We start from the raw sequence: 21,130 nt of genomic DNA on the forward strand, positions 1-21,130 counted from the left end.
TTTTTTTCGTTTGCACCGCATCACAGACTGGTGAGCCTCGTAACAGCGCGGCCTCTCCCTCCGTCCTTTGGGCATCGAACCCAAAACAAGACGGAGAACGATCATGACACTTTGGCGCAGCCTTTTCGTCGCCGCGAGCCTGCTGGCGGCTCCCCTCAGCCTCGCTCACGCACAGAGCCCGCAAGCCGTGAAGGCCAAGAACGTCGTGCTGGTGCACGGCGCCTGGGCCGACGGATCGAGCTGGTCCGAGGTGATCCCGATCCTCCAGGCCGCCGGCCTTCACGTGACTGCCGTGCAGAATCCGCTGTCGTCGCTTGCGGACTCGGTCGAGGCGACCAAGCGCGCGCTGGCCGAGCAGGACGGGCCGACCGTGCTGGTCGCGCATTCCTGGGGCGGCACCGTGATCAGCCAGGTCGGCACCGACCCGAAGGTCACCGGCCTCGTCTATGTCGCCGCACGCGCGCCCGATGCCAACGAGGATTTCGTCGCGCTGTCGAAGCAATTCCCGACCGGCCCGGTGCGCGCCGGCATCATCGAGCGCGACGGCTACACCAAGCTCTCGGAAGACGCCTTCCTGAAATATTTCGCCAATGGCGTGAAGCCGGAACGGGCCAAGGAGCTCTATGCCGTGCAATGGCCGACCGCGGCCTCGATCTTCGCCGGCCGCACCACGGAAGCTGCATGGCACGCCAAGCCGAGCTGGTACGCGGTGTCGAAGAACGACGACACCATCAATCCGGACTTCGAGCGCTTCCTCGCCAAGCGCATGAACGCAACGACGATCGAGCTCGATGCCGGCCACCTCTCGCTGGTGTCGCATCCGAAGGACGTGGCGAACCTGATCCTGGAAGCTGCGGGGTATCCGCGGAGCTGAGAGGCGATTGCCTGTGATGCAAAAGGCGCCTGAAATCTCAGGCGCCTTTTGTTTTGCTCCAATGTCGTGAGCGCCGTCGCGCCAAACGAACTGCGCGCTAGTCCAGTCCCTGCGCGGCCGGCATGTCCTGCGTCGGCAGAATCGTCGCAGCGGGCTTCGTCTGCCCCACTGTCGGCGCAGCGGCCTGCGGCGCCGCCTCGGCGGGCTTGGCCTGCACGGCGGCGGTCTGCTGCGCGGGCTGTGCCTGCGGTGCTTGAGCTTGCGGCGCCTGGGCCTGCTGTACCGCAGGCTCGGCCGGCTTCGCTGCCGCGACCGGCGTCTCGCCGCGCTGCGGAGCCGCCTTGGGCAGCGGCACGGTGCGCCTCGCGACATGCGGGATCGAGGCCGGCGGGCGCGGCGGGCCGCCGCGGACCACGGTCGGCGGCGGCAGCGCGCTTTGCGGGCCGTAGGGCGCGACCGTGGGCTGCTCATAGGCCGGTGCCATGCCGTAGGCATCGGCGGCGGGCATGAAGCGGATGATCCGGCCGTCGCGGGCGTCGATCACGAGCCGGCCGTCGTCGCCGCGGCGGTCGATCACCGAGATGGTGTAGACGCTGCCGCGCAGTCGTGGGATGCCGAGCGGCGAGAAGCCGTTGTCGCGCAGCACCGCATAGACCTCGGTGGCCGGCAGCAGCGCCGCGCCGCGTTCCTCGTAGCCATAGCCATAGCCGTATCGCGGCGGCGGAGGCGGCGCGGCGTCCGGCGGCGCATAGGGCGCGTCGAAATCCGACACGGCGATCGTGGCCCCTCCCGCAATACCGTTCGCTGGAACTTGCGCTTGAGCCGTGCTTGCGGCCAGCGCCAGCGCGGCGGCGGCCACACATCCTGTGAAAAACTTCATGGTCGACACGCTCCTGTCAGCCCCCGGATGGATCGCGCTCTTTCGCTTCTTGCGGCGTGGCGCGCCTTCCGAAGGGTCGATCCGAAGCTTCATTTGGGATTTCGGCGTCCACAGGGCCGGATCAGGGCGCGTTTGCTTCAAAACCGGGGCTGCGCAACTTTCGGAAAGCGATTGATTGACAGATCGGGAATCGGGACTTTCGCGCGCTTGTGTGATAGACAAAAATTTGGCAAGGTGATGGTTAGGACAGGAAAGCTGTCTCAATTTTGCTTGCGGTTCCGGCATAGGGATTGCAACGAAAGTTGGTGCTTCCGAGCACCAAGAAGGCAACAGGCAAAGCCGTTCACGGGGACGTAGAACGCCTTGGCCTGAATTTAAGAAAATGCGGCTCGCAGCGGACGAGCGGTGACCCAGAGGCGGGTGCCGCGGAACGCCCAAGGTGCGCCGAAGATGGCGGTGAGACAGCTTGCCGCATGGAGAGGACGAGGACATGAACGGGTCGCAATTCGAGCGCGCAAACATCGTGGCAGAAGAACTGTCGGCGACGGTCGCCTCGAAAACGACCGATCCGATTCAGGAACACAATTCGCGCCCGCCCGCCGAAGGCCTCTACGATCCGAGCCTGGAAAAGGATTCCTGCGGCGTCGGCTTCATCGCCAACATCAAGGGCAAGAAGTCGCACAAGATCGTCTCGGACGCGCTGAGCATCCTCTGCAACCTCGAGCATCGCGGCGCTGTCGGCGCCGATCCGCGCGCCGGTGACGGTGCCGGCATTCTGGTGCAGATCCCGCACGCCTTCTTCAGCCGCAAGGCCAAGGAGCTCGGCTTCACGCTGCCGCAGCCCGGCGAATACGCCATCGGCGCGCTGTTCATGCCGCGCGACACCGCCTGGCGCAACGTCATCAAGAGCATCATCGCCGACCAGATCAAGGAAGAGGGCCTGACCCTGCTCGGCTGGCGCGACGTGCCGACCGACAACTCCTCGCTCGGCGTCACCGTGAAGCCGACCGAGCCCGCCTGCATGCAGGTGTTCATCGGCCGCAACGGCACCGCCAAGACCGAGGACGATTTCGAGCGCCGGCTCTACATCCTGCGCAAGTCGATCTCGCAGGCGATCTACCAGCGCCGCGACCGCGGCCTTGCGGGCTATTACCCCTGCTCGATGTCCTGCCGCACCGTGATCTACAAGGGCATGTTCCTCGCCGACCAGCTCGGCAAGTACTATCCCGACCTGCACGAGGCGGACTTCGAGAGTGCGCTGGCGCTGGTGCATCAGCGCTTCTCGACCAACACCTTCCCGGCCTGGTCGCTGGCGCATCCCTACCGCATGATCGCGCATAACGGCGAGATCAACACGCTGCGCGGCAACACCAACTGGATGGCGGCGCGCCAGGCTTCGGTGAGCTCGGAGCTTTACGGCAAGGACATCAACCGGCTCTGGCCGATCTCCTATGAAGGCCAGTCCGACACCGCCTGCTTCGACAACGCGCTCGAATTCCTGGTGCAGGGCGGCTACTCGCTGCCGCACGCCGTCATGATGATGATCCCGGAGGCGTGGGCCGGCAATCCGCTGATGGATGAGAAGCGCCGCGCCTTCTACGAATATCACGCCGCGCTGATGGAGCCGTGGGACGGCCCCGCCGCGATCGCCTTCACCGACGGCCGCCAGATCGGCGCCACGCTGGACCGCAACGGGTTGCGGCCGGCGCGCTATCTCGTGACCAAGGACGACCGCATCGTGATGGCGTCCGAGATGGGCGTGCTGACGATCCCCGAGGACCAGATCATCACCAAGTGGCGGCTCCAGCCCGGCAAGATGCTGCTGGTCGACCTCGAGCAGGGCCGCCTGATCCCCGACGACGAGATCAAGGCCGAGCTCGCCAAGAGCCATCCCTACAAGGAGTGGCTGGAGCGGACCCAGATCGTGCTGGAAGAGCTGCCGAAGGTTCCAACCACCGGCGTGCGCTCCAACCTGTCGCTGCTCGATCGCCAGCAGGCGTTCGGCTACAGCCAGGAAGACATCACCATCCTGATGACGCCGATGGCGGCGACGGGCGAGGAAGCCGCGGGCTCGATGGGCAACGACACGCCGATCTCGGCGCTGTCGGACAAGGCCAAGCCGCTGTTCACCTACTTCAAGCAGAACTTCGCGCAGGTCACCAACCCGCCGATCGACCCGATCCGCGAAGAGCTGGTGATGAGCCTCGTCTCGATCATCGGACCGCGGCCGAACCTGTTCGACCTGCAGGGCATGGCCACCACCAAGCGCCTCGAAGTGCGCCAGCCGATCCTGACCGACGCGGATCTCGAGAAGATCCGCTCGATCACCGACGTGGCCGACACCCACTTCAAGTCGCGCACGCTGGACACCACCTTCCACGCCGGGCTCGGCGCAGCCGGCATGGACCAGGTGCTGGACGAGCTCTGCGCGCGCGCCGAAAGCGCGGTGCGCGAGGGCGTCAACATCATCATCCTGTCCGACCGCATGGTCGGCACCGACCGGGTCCCGATCCCGGCACTGCTGGCCTGCGCTGCCGTGCATCATCATCTGATCCGCGTCGGACTGCGCACCTCGGTCGGCCTTGTCGTCGAATCCGGTGAGCCGCGCGAAGTGCATCACTTCGCCTGCCTTGCCGGCTACGGCGCCGAAGCGATCAATCCTTACCTCGCGTTCGAGACCATCATCGCGATGAAGGACCGCCTGCCCGGCTCGCTCGACGACTACGAGATCGTCAAGCGCTACATCAAGTCGATCGGCAAGGGTCTTTTGAAGGTGATGTCCAAGATGGGCATCTCGACCTACCAGTCCTATTGCGGCGCGCAGATCTTCGACGCGGTCGGCCTCAAGGCGGACTTCGTCGGAAAGTTCTTCGCCGGCACGCATACCCGCGTCGAAGGCGTGGGTCTGGCCGAGATCGCGGAAGAAGCCGTGCGCCGCCATGCCGACGCGTTCGGCGAGGCGCTGGTCTACAAGACCTCGCTCGACGTCGGCGGCGAATATGCCTATCGCAGCCGCGGCGAGGACCATGCCTGGACCGCCGAGTCGGTCGGGCTGCTTCAGCACGCTGCGCGCGGCAATTCGCTGGAGCGCTATCGCGCCTTCGCCAAGATCCTGAACGAGCAGTCGGAGCGCCTGCTGACGCTGCGCGGCCTGTTCCGGATCAAGAGCGCCGAGGAAGAGAAGCGCAAGCCGGTGCCGCTCGACCAGGTCGAACCGGCCAAGGACATCGTCAAGCGTTTCGCCACGGGTGCGATGAGCTTCGGCTCGATCTCGCGCGAGGCGCACACCACGCTCGCGATCGCCATGAACCGGATCGGCGGCAAGTCGAACACCGGTGAAGGCGGCGAGGAAGCCGACCGCTTCAAGCCGCTGCCGAACGGCGATTCCATGCGCTCGGCGATCAAGCAGGTCGCCTCGGGCCGCTTCGGCGTCACCACGGAGTATCTCGTCAACTCCGACATGATGCAGATCAAGATGGCGCAGGGTGCCAAGCCCGGCGAAGGCGGCCAGCTGCCCGGCCACAAGGTCGACGCGACCATCGCCAAGGTCCGGCACTCGACGCCGGGCGTCGGCCTGATCTCGCCGCCGCCGCATCACGACATCTACTCGATCGAGGACCTGGCGCAGCTCATCTACGACCTCAAGAACGTCAACCCGACGGGCGACGTCTCGGTCAAGCTCGTCTCCGAGATCGGCGTCGGCACGGTCGCCGCGGGCGTCGCCAAGGCGCGCGCCGACCATGTCACCATCGCCGGCTTCGAGGGCGGCACCGGCGCTTCGCCCCTGACCTCGATCAAGCACGCCGGCTCGCCGTGGGAGATCGGCCTTGCCGAAACCCACCAGACGCTGGTGCGCGAGCGGCTACGCAGCCGCATCGTGGTCCAGGTCGACGGCGGCTTCCGCACCGGCCGTGACGTCGTGATCGGGGCGCTGCTCGGCGCCGACGAGTTCGGTTTCGCCACCGCGCCGCTGATCGCGGCCGGCTGCATCATGATGCGCAAGTGCCATCTCAATACCTGCCCGGTCGGCGTCGCGACCCAGGACCCGGTCCTGCGCAAGCGCTTCACCGGCCAGCCCGAGCACGTGATCAACTACTTCTTCTTCGTTGCGGAAGAGGTCCGCGAGATCATGGCGTCGCTCGGCTTCCGCACCTTCAACGAGATGATCGGCCAGGTTCAGCTGCTCGACCAGACCAAGCTGGTCGCGCACTGGAAGGCCAAGGGGCTCGACTTCTCCAAGCTGTTCGTCAAGCAGAAGGAAGAGAAGGGCCAGAAGATCTATCACTCCGAGCGCCAGAACCATCATCTGGAAGCCGTGCTCGACCGCACGCTGATCGAGCAGGCGACGCCCGCGCTCGACCGCGGCGCGCCGGTGAAGATCGACGCTACGATCAACAGCACCAACCGTTCCGCCGGCGCCATGCTGTCGGGCGCGGTCGCCAAGATCTACGGCCATGCCGGCCTGCCGCATGACACCATCCATGTCAGCCTCAAGGGCACCGCCGGCCAGGCCTTCGGCGCGTGGCTCGCCCATGGCGTCACCTTCGAGCTCGAGGGTGAAGGCAACGACTATGTCGGCAAGGGCCTCTCGGGCGGCAAGATCATCGTCAAGCCGCCGAAGAACTCCGCGATCGTGCCGGAAGAAAGCATCATCGTCGGCAACACCGTGATGTACGGCGCGATCCAGGGCGAGTGCTACTTCCGCGGCATCGCCGGCGAGCGCTTCGCCGTGCGCAACTCGGGCGCGATCGCCGTGGTCGAGGGCGCGGGCGATCATTGCTGCGAATACATGACCGGCGGCATCGTGGTCGTGCTCGGCAAGACCGGGCGCAACTTCGCGGCCGGCATGTCGGGCGGCATCGCCTACGTGCTCGACGAGACCGGCGACTTCGACAAGCTGTGCAACCTCAGCATGGTCGAACTCGAACCGGTCCTGTCGGAGGAGCTGATCAACGCCGGCACCTACAATCACACCGGTGACCTCGAGGCGCATGGCCGGGTCGACGTGTTCAAGGGCCTGCTCGACTCCGACGTCGAGCGGCTGCACGTCCTGATCACGCGCCATGCGAAAGCGACCGGCTCCAAGCGCGCCGCCGACATCCTTGCCAATTGGAAGGACTGGCTGCCAAAATTCCGCAAGGTGATGCCGGTCGAGTACCGGCGTGCGCTGCGCGAAATGGCGGCCAACGCGGACGCCGAGCCGAAGATCGCGATCGGGGCGTAATTCTCAACTCGCGTCATTCCGGGGCGCGCAAAGCGCGAACCCGGAGTCTCGCAAACCAACCTCCAGGTTCCGGGTCTGCGCGCGGCGCGCGCATCCCGGAACGACGGCAAACAAACCTAAGCGGCAGGGACTTCGGGTTTAATGGGCAAGATCACGGGTTTTCTGGAAATCGAACGGCACGACCGCAAGTACACCCCGGTCGCCGAGCGCGTGAAGCATTTTCACGAGTTCGTCGTTCCCTTGACCGAGAGGGAAACGCGCGACCAGGCCGCGCGCTGCATGAACTGCGGCATTCCCTATTGCCACGGCACAGGCTCGGTCGCGCCCGGCACGCCGGGCTGCCCGGTCAACAACCAGATCCCCGATTTCAACGACCTCGTCTATCAGGGCAACTGGGAAGAGGCCTCGCGCAACCTGCACTCGACCAACAATTTCCCGGAGTTCACCGGGCGCATCTGCCCCGCGCCGTGCGAAGCGTCCTGCACGCTCAACATCGACGACAACCCGGTCACCATCAAGACGATCGAATGCGCGATCGTCGACCGCGCCTGGGACAATGGCTGGCTGAAGCCGGAAGTCGCCTCCGTCAAGACCGGCAAGAAGGTCGCAGTGATCGGCTCTGGACCCGCCGGCATGGCCTGCGCGCAGCAACTCGCGCGCGCCGGCCACGACGTGCACCTGTTCGAGAAGTTCGCCAAGGCCGGCGGCTTGCTCCGTTACGGCATCCCCGACTTCAAGATGGAGAAGGGCATCATCGACCGCCGCGTCAAGCAGATGGAAGGCGAAGGCGTCACCTTCCACTACAACAGCCATGTCGGCGCTGACGGCAATGTCGATCCGCGCGAGATGCTCAACGAGTATGACGCCGTGGCGCTGACCGGCGGCGCGGAAGCTCCGCGCGACCTGCCGATCCCCGGCCGCGATCTCGCTGGTATCCATTACGCGATGGACTTCCTGCCGCAGCAGAACCGCCGCGTCTCCGAGGAGCCGCTGAATGGCGTCACCGAGATTTTGGCCGGCGGCAAGCATGTCGTCGTCATCGGCGGCGGCGACACCGGAAGCGACTGCATCGGCACCTCGCTGCGCCAGGGCGCGCTGTCCGTGACCCAGCTCGAGATCATGCCCGCCCCGCCCGAGCGCGAGAACAAGGGCCTGACCTGGCCGAACTGGCCGCTGAAGATGCGCACCTCCTCCAGCCAGGCCGAAGGCGCGATCCGCGAATTCGCCGTGCTGACCCAGAAGTTTTCCGGCGAGAACGGCCAGGTCAAGAAGCTGCACTGCGTCCGCGTCGACGACAAGTTCAAGCCGATTGCCGGCACCGAGTTCGAGCTGGATGCCGAGCTCGTCCTGCTCGCCATGGGCTTCGTCCACCCCGTGCATGAGGGCCTGCTCAAGCTGCTCTCGGTCGAGCTCGACCCGCGCGGCAACGTCAAGGCCAACACGCTCGACTACCAGACCTCGCGCCCGAACGTGTTCACCGCCGGCGACATGCGGCGTGGGCAATCGCTGGTGGTCTGGGCCATCCGCGAGGGCCGGCTGTGTGCAAGGTCGATTGATACGTTCTTGATGGGGAAGACGGATCTGCCGCGGTAGGTTCGCCGCTCGCCGGTCATTCCGGGGCGCGCGAAGCGCGAGCCGGAATCCATTTATCCACGCCCCCTGACGCCCGATGGATTCCGGGTTCGCGCCAAATGGCGCGCCTCGGAATGACGAGCGGAGAGAGCCGTGCTCTCGCGCCTCATCTCACTCCAGACGCGTGCCGACAGGCGTCAATTCTGCAGCCTCACCCCCAGCATCACCACCGTGCCCTGCGAGCTCGAGGTCGGCTGGTTCGAATCCAGGATGTCGTGGCGCAGCGTGCCCTTGATCCAGATGTTGCGGTTGAGTTTGTAGATCAGATTGCCTTCGAGCGAGTAGGTTTTGTCGTTGCGACCCTGGTTCTGGTAGTCGTAGGTGCCGTAAGTGAACTTGCCGACGGCCGTGAGCCAGCGGCGGAAGTCGTGATCGACTTCGACCCCGTAGGTGTGCACCAGCACGCCGGAGGAGCCGGGGACCGTGGTCTCCGCGATCTGCGTGTCGGTGGCGAATTTCACCGTGGTCAGGCCGCTCGCGTTCCAGATCAGCGAGCCCGAGGTAAGGAAGCCCGAGAGCTGGCTCAGGCGCGGGTCGACATAGTTGCGCGCGGAGTAGCCGACCGAGACCTCGCCGGTGAGGATGCGCGAGAACTCGAAGGACGAGCCGACCTTGGCATAGCCGCCGTTTGAATCGCGGAAATAGCCGTTGCGGTCAGCGGCCTGGTCGTGGACGCGGGTGTCGCCCTGGATCTCGACGAACGGTTTTAGCCCAGGCTTCAGCTCATAAGAGAAGCGGCCGACACCACCATACTGGTTGAAGTCGCGATCGTTGTTGCTGAAGGTCGAGCCGTCGGTGAGTTTTGAATCCGTATAGGCGGTCCGATCGACGGTGGCGCCGGCGGCGACCTGGAAGCGGTTGAAGGTCTGGTCGAAACCGATGGTCGTGCCATAGGTCGCATAGACCGGATATTTCTGGAGGCCGGCCTGCACGTTCGGGCTGCCGGGATTGTCGGTGGCGAGCCGCAGGCGCAGCTGCGAGGTCAGCTTGAGATCGCGGTCGACGTCGATGCGGCCGTCGACATGACCGGTGAAATCGGGCCGGTCGATCTCGACCGGCGAGGGCGAAGCGAAGCCGTCGATCGTCGCCGGCATGTTGTTGGTGTAGCCCGAGAACGAGCCCCGCAAATCGGCGACCAGCGCGTGGCGCTCCCAGTCGGACGCCACGAGGAGGTCGGGCGCGACGACGTAGACCGGCGAGCCGACCGGCTTGTTCAGACGCGCCGGGTTGGTGTCATAGCCGGCGGAGAGCTCGAGCCCGCCCTTGATCAGGAAGCTGCCGGCATAATCGCCGACCGCGCTGAACGCGTCGTCATCGGCCTTGAGGCGACGGCGCAGCGGCTGGCCGGGCACGTTGCCGGCCATCGCCGGCGGCACCGGCACCTTGTGCGCGGTCTCCGACGGCGGCGGCGCGATGCGCGGCGGGCCGAGCGTCCTGTCCGGCGTTGCCGGCGGCACCGGCGAGCCGGGCCCGACCGGGCGCTTCGGCTTCGGCTGCCCGGGATAGAGCTTGGGCTGCTGCCGCTTGCGGTTGAGCGAGTCGTAACCCGAGCCGCTGGCGCCGTTGGCGGCCGGCAGGCCGTAGGTCGGCACCTGGCCGACGCGCGAGGTCGCCGGCGTCTGCTGGCGCTTGCGCGGGTCGGCATTGGGATCGGGCAGCGCCGGCAGCGCGTCCGATGGCGCCTGCGGCACGCCCGCCGTGCGGCGCGTCGGCAGTGTCTCAGGCGCGGCGAAGCCGCCGCGGTTGGGATTGAACAGGTCGGGCGTGAGGCTCTGGGCGGCGACTGGACCGCTTTGCAGGGCCGTCAGCGCAAGACACGGCAAAGCCGCGCGCAGGAAATGCGCGCGTTTGCTCCGGCCCATGCCTGGAGACGACCCCACGATGGAATTACCCCAACGAAATCAAATACTTTCGCGACGGTTCCCGCCGGCTGGCAGAAACCATCGTTAATGGAGTTAAAACAATTATGGTTAATGACCCGTTGAGGGTCGGGGCGGCCGCGTCGCCTCATACGCCGAGGCGTGCTAAGCAGGCACCAACGGGCCATCGCCCCTCCTCCCTGGACCTGAACATGCCGAGTTCGAAACCGCTGATGACCCAATCATCCGGCCCCATTCCCGCCAGCGTCGAATCCGCGCTCCGCACCCTGGAGACGGAGAGCGGCGGCATCAACGCGCTCGCCGCCGCCCTGCGCGGCCCGCTGGGTGCGACCTTCGCCAAGGCGGTCGACATGATCCGGCAGGCCAAGGGTCGCGTCATCGTCACCGGGCTCGGCAAGTCAGGTCATATGGGGCGCAAGATCGCCGCGACGCTGGCCTCGACCGGCACGCCCGCGTTCTTCGTGCACGCCGCCGAAGCCGGCCATGGCGATCTCGGCATGATCACCGCGGACGACGTCATCATGGCGCTGTCCTGGTCCGGCGAGCAGCCCGAGATGAAGAACGTCGTGAACTATTCCGCGCGGTTCGCGATTCCGATGATCGCGGTGACGTCGAACGCGGCGTCCTCGCTGGGACAGGCCGCCGACCTCGTGATCGAGCTGCCGAAGGCGCGCGAGGCCTGCCCGCACAATCTGGCGCCGACCACCTCGACCCTGATGCAGGCCGCGATCGGCGATGCGCTCGCGATCGCGCTGCTCGAAGGCCGCGGCTTCACCGCGCTCGAGTTCGCGCATTTCCACCCCGGCGGCAAGCTCGGCGCGATGCTGAAATTCGTCCGCGACTACATGCGCACCGGCGCGGAGATCCCGGTCAAGCCTGAAGGCACCAAGATGTCGGAGGCCGTGGTCGAGATGTCGGCCAAGGGACTGGGCTGCGTCTGCATCGTCAACGACGCGAATGAGGCCGTCGGCATCATCACCGACGGCGATCTGCGCCGCCACATGCGTCCAGACCTGCTGACAGTGTCGGTCGACGACATCATGACCAGGCAGCCCAAGTCCGTGCCGCCCTCGATGCTCGCCACCGAGATGATCGAGGTGCTGAACACCCGCAAGATCACGACGCTGCTGGTGACCGAGGCGGGCAAGGTCGTGGGCATCGTGCATTTGCACGATCTGCTGCGCGCGGGCGTGGCGTAGCTTCAAGCACAGTCATTCCGGGGCGATGCGAAGCATCGAACCCGGAATCTCGAGATTCCGGGTTCACGCTTCGCGTGCCCCGGAATGACAGCGAGGGCTACGCCGGAAACTGCGCCGCCTTCTCCTCCAGCGGCAGCCGCAAGCCGTTCGCCAGATACGACACCGTGCGATAGAAGCCGCACAGCAGCATGATCTCCAGAATCTGCGCCTCGTCGTAATGCGCCGCGAGCGCGGCGAATTCCGCGTCGGTGAACGTCGCGCGGTGATGCAGCGCATCGACGGCGGCAATCAGCGCCTGCTCGTCCAGTGACCAGCAGGCTGATGTCGCATCACCCTCTACGGTCGCGCGGACCTCCTCCTCCGTGAGGCGCGCCGGCCCGGCAAAGACCGCGACATGCACGCCCCATTCGTATTCGCATTTGCTCAGCGCGCAGGTGCGGTCGATCACGATCTCGCGCTGGCGCAGGGACAGCGGCCCGGGATCGAGCAGCCCGCCGGCGCGAAACTTGTCCCAGGCGCGGCCGTGGCCCGCCATCACCCGGAACAGCACCAGCGGCGGCGCGCCGCGCATGATGCGGTCGAACTGCGCCTGGATCTCCGGGGGATAAGGCGGCGCGAGCGGCGCAATGCGCGGTGTGGCCCGGGACATCGGCCGTCTCCGTTGCTACAATTATCGTAGCGATACGCTACACTATCTGTAGCGAGACGCAAGAGGACGACGATGGCGAAACAGGCCGGTTCGACAACACGCAACGTCCGCGGCTCGCGCACCGGACGGCCGATCATGGCGCTGCTCGACCTGCTCGGCCGGCGCTGGACCTTGCGTATCCTGTGGGAGTTGCGCGAGGAGCCCCTCACCTCCCGCGCATTGCGCACGGCGTGCGACGAGGCTTCGCCCACGGTGCTGCAAGCGCGGCTGGACGATTTGCGCGAGGCGGGGTTCGTGGAGCTCGGCGAAGGCGGAGGCTATGGGCTGACGCCGCTCGGCCAGGACTTGTGCGAGACGTTCATGCCGCTGCACAGGTTCGCGGAGAGGTGGAAGGGCTCTTCCCCCTCTCCCCGCAAGCGGGGCCGCGACGAGCTTCGCTCGCGCTGAGAGCGTTGGGGTGAGGGGGAGCCTCCGCGCAAACGGTGAGAGACGGACTCGCGGAGAGTCCCCCCTCACCCGGATTGCATCTGCGATGCAATCCGGCCTCTCCCCGCAAGCGGGGAGAGGCGAAGAATCCTCACGCCACCGCTACCGTCAGATTCACGCCGTCCACCTGCACCACCTTCACCCGCGTCCCGGCCGGCGTATCGGGACCTGCGACGCGCCAGACCGTGTCGCCGATGCGCATGGTGCCGTTGCCGTCGACGATCGGCTTCTCCAGCGTGAACTCACGGCCGAGCAGCGCCTCGGTGCGCTTGTTGAGGAAGGGGCTTGCGCTTGCATCGGGCCTCGGCCGGGCGAGCCGGCGCCACACCGGAACGGCGGCGGCAGCGAAGATCGCGAACATCACGAGCTGAGTCTGCCAGGACAGATGAACGGCGAACGAGATCAGGCCCACCAGCAAAGCGGCGAGCCCGAGCCAGAACAGGAATACGCCCGGTGCGATCGTCTCCAGCGCCATCAGGATGAAGGCAAAGATCAGCCAGTTCCAGGTGCCGAGCGATACGAACGTGTCGGTCATGATACGCCTCTGAATATTGACGCATGCCGTTTTCAAAAGAACCGCGTCATGCGCCGGTGACTATCCCTGCCGCGGCGGCACCGCCGGCGGCGTACTGCCGGTCGGAGGCACAGAGCCCGGGCGGCGAGCAGCGGCAGCCGCAGACGCCGCGCTTTCGCCGAACGTTGCTTTCGCGATCTCGCCGATGCCGGCGAGCGAGCCGAGCATGCTGGTGGCTTCGATCGGCAGCATGATGATCTTCTGGTTCGGCGAGTCCGCGAACTGGCCGAACGCCTTGATATATTTGTCGGCGATAAAATAGTTCAACGCCGCGACGTCGCCCTTGGCGATGGCTTCACTGACCATCTGCGTCGCCTTGGCCTCGGCCTCCGCGGACCGCTCGCGGGCCTCGGCGTCGCGGAACGCGGCTTCCTTGCGGCCCTCGGCCTGGAGAATCTGGCCCTGCTTGGCGCCTTCCGCGCGCAGGATCTCCGACTGCCGCTGGCCTTCGGCGGCCAGAATGTCGGCGCGCTTGACGCGCTCCGCCTTCATCTGGCGGCCCATCGCCTCGACGAGATCGGCGGGCGGCACGATGTCCTTGATCTCGATGCGGTTGACCTTCAGGCCCCAGGGCGAGACCGCCGCATCGACGACGCGCAACAGGCGCTCGTTGATCTCGTCGCGATGCGACAGCACCTGGTCGAGATCCATCGCGCCCATCACCGAGCGGATGTTGGTCATGGTCAGGACCGTGATGGCCTGGGTCAGGTTGGAGACCTCGTAGCTCGCCTTGGCGGCGTCGAACACCTGGTAGAAGGCGACGCCGTCCACCGTCACGGTGGCGTTGTCCTTGGTGATCACCTCCTGCTCGGGAATGTCGATCACCTGCTCCATCATGTTGATCTTGCGTCCGACGCGATCGAAATAGGGCACGATCAGGTTGAGCCCGGGGCTCAGCGTCTGGGTGTACTTGCCGAACCGCTCGATGGTCCAGTCATAGCCCTGCGGGACGGTCTTCACGCCGGCAATCAGCGTGACGATGACGAGCAAAACCAGAACAATCGCGAAAATGTCGAAACCGCTCATATTTCCTCCAAGGCGGGAAAAAGCCCTTTCCCGCGCTGTCATTGGTCGGGAACGCGACCTTACTGGTTCAGCGGTTACGATTCACGTCGGCATTCGGACGATTCTGCACAAGACGAACTGGGGGGAAACGGTCACGATATGTATTTCCGAAAGGCTCTTGAAAGCGTCCGGGCGCAGACCTAGCGGCGAAAGTTAACGAATCCGGACATGTCGTCCGTCACGGACGACTTTATTCGATGACGTCGTTCGCGGTTGCGAGCAAGCCTGGGGGAATGGTGACGCCAAGCGCCTTGGCGGCCTTGAGGTTGACCGCGAGCTCGAACTTGGTGGGGTTCTGCACCGGCAGGTCGGCTGCCTGCGCGCCCTTCAGGATGCGATCGATGTAGCCCGCGGCACGGCGGAGCTGCTCGGCGCTGTCGGTGCTGTAGGACATCAGCCCGCCCTCGTCGACGAAGGTGCGGCTCCAGAACACCGCAGGCACGCGCGCCTCGGCGACCGCCGCGAGCAGATGCGCGCGGTTGGCCATGGTGAAGAAATCCGGCAGGATCAGCAGGCCGCCGTCTTTGCGGAAGGCCAGCGCCGCGATCGAGGCTGCGTCGTGGACCGGCGCGGGCTCGACCGTCACGTGAAGAGTCCGTGCGGCGTCCTCGATCGTGCGCAGCATGAGGGCAGCGAACGGCGCGGTGGCGGGATTGTAGACGACGAAGACGCGGGACACTTTCGGCGTCACTTGCGTCAGCATCTCCAGCCATTTGCCGGCCAGCGGGCCGTCGTAATCGGTGAAGCCGGTGATGTTGCCGCCGGGATGGGCGAGGTTCTGGACGAAGCCCTGGCTGACGGGATCGGTGACCACGGCGAACACGATCGGGATCGTCACGGTGCGCCGGCGCAGCTCTTCGACCGAGGGCGTGCCGACCGCGAGCAGGATGTCGGGCTTGAGCGCGATCAGCTCGTCGGCGAGCCCGGCGATCCGCGCCCGGTCGCCGGCGCCGCTGCGCCAGTCGATCCTGAGATTGCCGTGCTCTTTCCAGCCATGGGCGGCGAGCGCCTCGACCAGGATGGCGCTGCGCGTCTGCCCGATCGCATCGTCGGCGGCCGTGACCGAGAGCACGCCGAGCCGCCGCGTCGCATTCGCCTGCTGCGCCTGTGCCGAAGCCGGCAGCACGACGATCGTCCCAAGAAGCGCCAGACACGCGCGGCGGTTCAAGGGGCGAACCATCAGATCCAGGCTCACTATATCCAGCCCTGGAGCTCGCGCAGCACCAGGGTGCGGATCACGTCCATGCCGGGTTCGCTGTCGTTGAGGCAGGGGATCGCGGAAAACTGCTCGCCGCCATTGTGCTTGAAGATCTCGGCATTCTCCTGCGCGATCTCCTCCAGCGTCTCCAGGCAGTCGGCGGCAAAACCCGGCGTCACCACCGCGATGCGGCGCACGCCCTCTTTCGCGAGCCGCTCCATCGTCTTGTCGGTGTAGGGCTGGAGCCACTCGTCATTGCCGAAGCGCGACTGGAAGGTCAGCAGCAATTTTGATGCGTCCACGCCGAGCCGGCGGCGCAGCGCCTCGGTCGTGGCGATGCAATGCTCCTGATAGGGATCGCCCTTGTCGACATAGGATTTCGGCATGCCGTGGAAGGAGGCGACGATCAGCTCCGGCTTGAACGGCAGGGTTGCCAGATGCGTCTCGATCGAGACGGCGAGCGCCTCGATATAGGCCTCGTCCTCGTAGTACGGCGGCGTCACCCGCAGCGTCGGCTGCGCACGCAGGCGGGCGAGCACGCGGAACACCTCGTCGCAGACGGTCGCCGAGGTCGAGGCGGAATATTGCGGATAAAGCGGGACCGCGAGGATGCGGTCGCATCCCTCCGCGATCAGCGCGTCGATGCCCGACTTGATCGAGGGATTGCCGTAGCGCATCGCCCAGTCCACCACGACATGATCGCGATCCGACAGCGCGGCGGCGAGCTTGTCGCTTTGCGACCGCGTGATGGTCTTCAGCGGCGACTCGTTCTTCTCGTTGTTCCAGATCTTCTGGTAGTCGAGCGCCTTGGTGCGGGGACGGCTGCGCAGGATGATCCCGTTCAGCACCACCTTCCAGACCAGGCCCTGGTCCTCGATGACCCGGGCGTCCGAGAGGAATTCCTTGAGATAGACCCGCACCCCCGGCGCATCGGCCGTATCGGGCGTGCCGAGATTGACCAGGAGCACGCCGACCCGCTTCTGGCCGGACTGGACGGTTGGCTGTGTGGTCTCGTTGGGAGCGGCGGTCGACATGATCAGTTGCGTCGCGCGTTGCACCGAACTTGTCAAGATGAGCCCGGTTTCGCTAGGGTCGCACCCAAGCGGGGGAGGGAAGATGACACTCGCGGAATGGTGCGTATTCGGAGCGCTGCTGCTCTACCTTGCGACGATCGCCTCGATCAAATGGATCCGGTTTCGCGGGTTCGACAATTCCCGGCCGCGCGATCCCGCCTTCTATGAGGACGCCATCGCGCAGCGCGCGCTCGGCGCCCACCAGAACGGCATCGAGACCTTTCCGTTCTTCGCCTTCGCGGTGCTGCTCGCCGAATTCAGGGACTCGCCGCAGCGGCTGATCGACGAGCTCGCGGTGCTGTTCCTGATCGTGCGGATCGCCTACGTGCTGACCTATCTCGGCAACCGCCCGACGCTGCGCTCGATCCTCTGGAGCATCGGCTTTGCGATCAATCTCGTGATCTTCTTCATGCCGATGCTGAAGCGGTTCTTGCCGGTGTGAGGGGCGCGCGCCCTTCAACCCGTCATCCTGAGGTGCGAGCCCCGCGGTGCAAAGCACTGTGGGGTGAGCCTCGAAGGCCGACGGTGATAGTTGATCGTAGCCCGGATGGAGCGAACTGCTCCGCTCAAAAACACGTCGTCCGTTCGGCGGCGATGTAGCCGAACAACAGGCCGACGCCGAACAGCAGCACGAGACCTGCGGCGCCGAATTCGATGCCGCGCATGAACAGCGCGCCGCCGCCGTCGCGCCCTGCGCTCAGGCGGGCGGCGATGTCCTTGGCGGAGACGGCGACGACGGCAATGGCCGCGACCGTGATCGCGGTGCCGAGCCCCATCAGGAAGGTCGCGGCGATGCCGGCCCAGAACAGGCCCTGGGCCAGCGCGAACACCAGCACCAGGATCGCACCCGAGCAAGGGCGGATGCCGACGGTCAGGATCGCGGCGAACCCGCGCCGCCAGCCGCCGGGGCCGGCCAGCTCGCTCGGCGCCGGGCCGTGGGAATGGCCGCAATGCTCGTCGTGGACGTGGTCGTGCCCGTGATCGTGATGGGCGTGACCATGATCATGGTGATCGTGATCATGATGATCATGCGCCTCACGATGGTGGTGATGGCCGTGATCATGGTGCTGCGGCACGCCTGCGATCGCCGGCACCGGCTGGGTCGCCTGAAGCGCGCGGATGAAGGCGCCGCCCTTGACCCAGACCAGCCGCAGGCCGAACAGCGCGATCAGGCCATAGCTCGCGATCTCGATCACGCCTTCGGCCTTGCACATGGTCTTGGCCGTCGCATTCAGGATCCAGGCCGAGATGCCGACGATCAGGATCGCGACCACCGACTGCATCAGGGCCGAGGCAAACGAGAGCGCGATGCCGCGCCGCGCGGTCTCGCGGTTGGCGACGAGATAGGAGGCGATCACCGCCTTGCCGTGGCCGGGGCCGGCGGCATGGAAGATGCCATAGGCAAATGAGATGAAGAGCAGCGTCCACACCGCCGAACCGTCGGACTTGGCGGCGCGGATGGTCGCCGACATCTGGCGATAGAATTCCGACTGTTTTGCCAATAGCCAGCCGATGAGGCCGCTGGCCTCGGGCTCGGCCGCCGGCGCGGGTCTCGGTGCGCCGAACGGATTTTGCGCGAGGAGATCGTGAAGCGCGGCATCGGCCGCGCCGAGCACGACGACAACCGCAGCACAGGCGAGCAGCCCGCGGGCAAGCGGCGAATGCAGGCGACCGGTCAAGGGCAATCCACCGTGATCTTGTTGGCGAACATCATGCCGAAATTGCTGTTCTCGCCGTTCAGGAAGGTCTGCTCGTTGAGCTTCTGGGCGGTGGCCGAGCCGTCGTTCGGCCGGTCCAGCTTCATCTGGCAGCCGGCGGGCGCGCCGACCAGCTTGACCGGATTGTCCTTGGCCATCTGGAAGTCGATGAAGAAGGAACGGTCGAACACTTCGAGCACCAGTTGCTTGGGCTTGACCGGGTTCTTCAGCGGCAGCGTGAAGTGCAGGGTCAGCACCGTATCCTTGTAGTCGAGGAAGTAGTCGACCGGCTCCTGGAATCGCTCCTTCTTGCCGTCCGCTCGCGCGAAGGTGAAGTAGGCATATTCCTTCAGCGACTCGACATTGGTCTGCGCCAGCGGCCCCAGCTCCTCGCGCGTATAGGCGCCCTTGGTCTTGCTCTCGAGCCCCTGCACCGCATAGGCCGAGAACATGTCGTCGAAGGTCCAGGCGTGGCGCACGCCGGTGATGCTGCCGTCCGCGGCGTAAAGCAGCTCGCTGGTCGCGGTGATCCAGACATGCGGATGCGCGCGCGCCGCACCCGCCGCGAGCGTGAGGACGGCGGCGAGCAACAGACCGAGCAGGGCGCGCATACCCATCAGGCCGCCCTGGCGTCGTCGAGCAGGCCGCGGCGGCGGAGCAGTGCGTCGGGCTCCGGCGGGCGGCCGCGGAAGGCCTCATAGGCGGCCTCCGGATCGACCGATCCGCCCGAGGAGTAGATGTCGTCATGGAGACGTTTTGCGACGGCCGGATCGAAGATGTCGCCGGCCTCCTCGAACGCGCCGAAGGCGTCGGCGTCCATCACCTCCGACCACATGTAGCTGTAATATCCGGCGGCATAGTGGTCGCCGGTGAAGATGTGACCGAATTGCGTCGGCCGATGACGCAGCGCGATCTCCTCGGGCATGCCGATCTTCTCCAGCTCCTTCTTCTCGAAGGCCCGTACATCGCTGGCCGCCGCGGCCGGCTGGGTGTGGAATTCGAGGTCCACCAGCGCCGAGGAGACGAACTCGACCGTGGCAAAGCCCTGGTTGAATTTTCGCGCGGCGAGGAAGCGCTGGAGCAGGTCGTCCGGCAGCGGCTCGCCGGTCTGGTAGTGGCGGGCGAATTGCTGGAGCACCTCGGGCCGTTCCTGCCAGTGCTCGTAGAGCTGCGACGGCAGCTCGACGAAGTCGGTGAACACGGAGGTGCCCGACAGCGACGGATAGGTCACGTTGGACAGCATACCGTGCAGGCCGTGGCCGAACTCGTGGAACAGGGTGCGGGCGTCGTCAGGCGACAGCAGCGAGGGCTCGCCGCCGGCCCCCTTGGCAAAATTGCAGATATTGAGAACGAGCGGCGCGACGTCGCCGTCGAGCTTCTGCTGGTCGCGCAGCGAGGTCATCCAGGCGCCGGAGCGCTTCGACGGCCGGGCGAAGTAGTCGCCATAGAACAGCGCCTTGTGCTTGCCGTCCCGCCCCTTCACCTCCCAGACCCGGACGTCCGGGTGCCAGACCGGCACGTCCTTGCGCTCCTCGAAGGTGATGCCGAACAGGCGCGTGGCGCAGTCGAAGGCGGCGGCGATCATGTGGTCGAGCGCGAGATACGGCTTGATCGCAGCGTCGTCGAAATTGGCCCGCTGAAGGCGGAGCTTTTCGGCGTAGAAGCGCCAGTCCCACGGTGCGAGCTTGAAATTGCCGCCCTCTTCCGTGATCAGCGTCTGCATCTCGTCGCGATCGGCGAGCGCCCGGGCGCGCGCCGGCTTCCAGACCCGCTCGAGCAGCCCCCGCACCGCTTCCGGCGTCTTGGCCATGGAGTCCTCGAGCCGGTAGGCGGCGTAGGTCGGATAGCCCAGCAAGTTCGCGCTCTCCTCGCGCAGCTTCAGGATCTCGACGATGGTCGTATTGTTGTCGTTGGCGTTGCCGTTGTCGCCGCGCGCGGTGAAGGCCTTGTAGACCTTCTCGCGCAGGTCGCGCCGGCCTGCGCTCTTCAGGAACGATTCGACCGACGAGCGCGACAGCGTGACGATGGCCTTGCCGGCCATGCCGCGCTCTTCCGCCGCAGCCTTGGCGCTGGCGACGAAGCTCTCCGGCAGGCCCTGGCGGTCGGCCTCCCCTAACTCCATGAACCATTCCTGCTCGTCGCCGAGCAGATGATGGCTGAAGCCGGTGCCGAGCTGGGCGAGCCTCTCGTTGATCTCGGCCATCCGCGTCTTGGCCTCCTCGGAGAGGCCGGCGCCAGCGCGGTGGAAGCGGGTATAGGTGCGCTCCAGCAGGCGGAGCTGTTCGGGCGAAAGACCCAGATTGGCGCGGTTCTCGTGCAGCTGGGCGATGCGACCAAACAGCACGGCGTTCATCATGATCGGATTCCAGTGCCGCGCCATCCGCAAGGAAACCTCCTTGTCGATCTCCAGGATGGCCGGGTTGGAATGCGCCGAGACGAGGTCGTAGAACACCGCCGCCACCTTGCTCAGCAGCTTGCCCGAGCGCTCCAGCGCCGTGATGGTGTTAGCGAAGTCGGGCGCGGCCGGGTCGTTGGTGATCGCCGCGATCTCGGCGGAATGGTCGGCGAAGGCCTGCTCGAAGGCCGGGAGGAAGTGCTCCGGCGTGATCTCGTCGAAGGGCGGGGTCGCGAACGGCGTCACCCAGGCCTTCAGCAGCGGGTTGGTCTCGGGGTCCGTAGTTTGGCGGGTTTCTGACATC

General features: G+C 66.0%; 16 protein-coding genes. 6 read left to right on the plus strand and 10 right to left on the minus strand.

Features of this window, described 5'->3' with window-relative positions; genetic code table 11:
* Positions 1–103: 103 nt before the first annotated feature.
* Positions 104–874: an alpha/beta fold hydrolase gene (locus ACE10W_RS36360; RefSeq protein ID WP_011090466.1), complete on the plus strand. Its 771-nt coding sequence runs from the start codon at positions 104–106 to the stop codon at positions 872–874.
* 97 nt (positions 875–971) lie between these two features.
* Here the strand turns inward: ACE10W_RS36360 and ACE10W_RS36365 are convergent, their stop codons facing one another.
* Positions 972–1,754: a hypothetical protein gene (locus ACE10W_RS36365; protein WP_304548742.1), complete on the minus strand. Its 783-nt coding sequence runs from the start codon at positions 1,752–1,754 to the stop codon at positions 972–974.
* Positions 1,755–2,244: 490 nt separating this feature from the next.
* Here ACE10W_RS36365 and gltB point away from each other — a divergent pair, with 490 nt between their 5' ends.
* Complete coding sequence (gene gltB, locus ACE10W_RS36370) at positions 2,245–6,978, plus strand: glutamate synthase large subunit (protein WP_028173860.1); 4,734 nt, start codon at positions 2,245–2,247, stop codon at positions 6,976–6,978.
* A 141-nt stretch (positions 6,979–7,119) separates the two neighbouring features.
* Positions 7,120–8,571 (plus strand): glutamate synthase subunit beta, encoded by a 1,452-nt coding sequence (locus ACE10W_RS36375; protein WP_304548744.1) that lies wholly within the window; start codon positions 7,120–7,122, stop codon positions 8,569–8,571.
* 176 nt (positions 8,572–8,747) lie between these two features.
* On the opposite strand, the gene ACE10W_RS36380 is transcribed toward ACE10W_RS36375, so the two are convergent.
* The gene (locus tag ACE10W_RS36380; protein WP_304548746.1) at positions 8,748–10,490 is read right to left on the minus strand and encodes an outer membrane beta-barrel protein; all 1,743 of its coding nucleotides are present in this window, start codon (positions 10,488–10,490) and stop codon (positions 8,748–8,750) included.
* 191 nt (positions 10,491–10,681) lie between these two features.
* On the opposite strand from ACE10W_RS36380, the gene ACE10W_RS36385 reads away from it, so the two are divergent.
* The gene (locus ACE10W_RS36385; RefSeq protein ID WP_304548748.1) at positions 10,682–11,689 is read left to right on the plus strand and encodes an SIS domain-containing protein; all 1,008 of its coding nucleotides are present in this window, start codon (positions 10,682–10,684) and stop codon (positions 11,687–11,689) included.
* Between the two features lie 97 nt (positions 11,690–11,786).
* Here the strand turns inward: ACE10W_RS36385 and ACE10W_RS36390 are convergent, their stop codons facing one another.
* The gene (locus ACE10W_RS36390; RefSeq protein WP_028173856.1) at positions 11,787–12,338 is read right to left on the minus strand and encodes a carboxymuconolactone decarboxylase family protein; all 552 of its coding nucleotides are present in this window, start codon (positions 12,336–12,338) and stop codon (positions 11,787–11,789) included.
* A gap of 72 nt (positions 12,339–12,410) precedes the next feature.
* Between ACE10W_RS36390 and ACE10W_RS36395 the strand changes: the two genes are divergently transcribed.
* Positions 12,411–12,785 carry a helix-turn-helix domain-containing protein gene (locus tag ACE10W_RS36395; protein WP_304548749.1) on the plus strand — a complete coding sequence of 125 codons (375 nt, stop codon included), beginning with the start codon at positions 12,411–12,413 and terminating at the stop codon, positions 12,783–12,785.
* 130 nt (positions 12,786–12,915) lie between these two features.
* On the opposite strand, the gene ACE10W_RS36400 is transcribed toward ACE10W_RS36395, so the two are convergent.
* The 4 genes from ACE10W_RS36400 to hemH all read right to left on the minus strand — a co-directional run bounded on the left by ACE10W_RS36400 (position 12,916) and on the right by hemH (position 16,695).
* On the minus strand, positions 12,916–13,359 hold the full coding sequence (locus tag ACE10W_RS36400; RefSeq protein WP_011090474.1) for an NfeD family protein: 444 nt from the start codon (positions 13,357–13,359) through the stop codon (positions 12,916–12,918).
* Positions 13,360–13,419: 60 nt separating this feature from the next.
* On the minus strand, positions 13,420–14,424 hold the full coding sequence (locus tag ACE10W_RS36405) for an SPFH domain-containing protein (RefSeq protein ID WP_011090475.1): 1,005 nt from the start codon (positions 14,422–14,424) through the stop codon (positions 13,420–13,422).
* A 229-nt stretch (positions 14,425–14,653) separates the two neighbouring features.
* Positions 14,654–15,631 carry an ABC transporter substrate-binding protein gene (locus ACE10W_RS36410; RefSeq protein WP_369525356.1) on the minus strand — a complete coding sequence of 326 codons (978 nt, stop codon included), beginning with the start codon at positions 15,629–15,631 and terminating at the stop codon, positions 14,654–14,656.
* A 26-nt stretch (positions 15,632–15,657) separates the two neighbouring features.
* Entirely contained in the window at positions 15,658–16,695 is a 1,038-nt protein-coding gene (hemH, locus tag ACE10W_RS36415; protein WP_011090477.1) for a ferrochelatase, read from the minus strand.
* A gap of 82 nt (positions 16,696–16,777) precedes the next feature.
* On the opposite strand from hemH, the gene ACE10W_RS36420 reads away from it, so the two are divergent.
* Complete coding sequence (locus ACE10W_RS36420) at positions 16,778–17,176, plus strand: MAPEG family protein (protein WP_011090478.1); 399 nt, start codon at positions 16,778–16,780, stop codon at positions 17,174–17,176.
* 124 nt (positions 17,177–17,300) lie between these two features.
* On the opposite strand, the gene ACE10W_RS36425 is transcribed toward ACE10W_RS36420, so the two are convergent.
* Genes ACE10W_RS36425 through ACE10W_RS36435 form a run of 3 tightly spaced genes read right to left on the minus strand, consistent with a single transcriptional unit; the run spans position 17,301 to position 21,129 of the window.
* Positions 17,301–18,419 carry a nickel/cobalt transporter gene (locus tag ACE10W_RS36425; protein ID WP_304548753.1) on the minus strand — a complete coding sequence of 373 codons (1,119 nt, stop codon included), beginning with the start codon at positions 18,417–18,419 and terminating at the stop codon, positions 17,301–17,303.
* Positions 18,410–19,048 (minus strand): DUF1007 family protein, encoded by a 639-nt coding sequence (locus tag ACE10W_RS36430; protein ID WP_011090480.1) that lies wholly within the window; start codon positions 19,046–19,048, stop codon positions 18,410–18,412. The genes ACE10W_RS36425 and ACE10W_RS36430 overlap by 10 nt, the downstream gene beginning before the upstream one ends.
* Positions 19,048–21,129: a M3 family metallopeptidase gene (locus tag ACE10W_RS36435; RefSeq protein WP_304548755.1), complete on the minus strand. Its 2,082-nt coding sequence runs from the start codon at positions 21,127–21,129 to the stop codon at positions 19,048–19,050. The genes ACE10W_RS36430 and ACE10W_RS36435 overlap by 1 nt, the downstream gene beginning before the upstream one ends.
* Position 21,130: the final 1 nt, after the last annotated feature.

Source organism: Bradyrhizobium sp. B025 (genome assembly GCF_042257955.1).
Classification (GTDB): domain Bacteria; phylum Pseudomonadota; class Alphaproteobacteria; order Rhizobiales; family Xanthobacteraceae; genus Bradyrhizobium; species Bradyrhizobium diazoefficiens.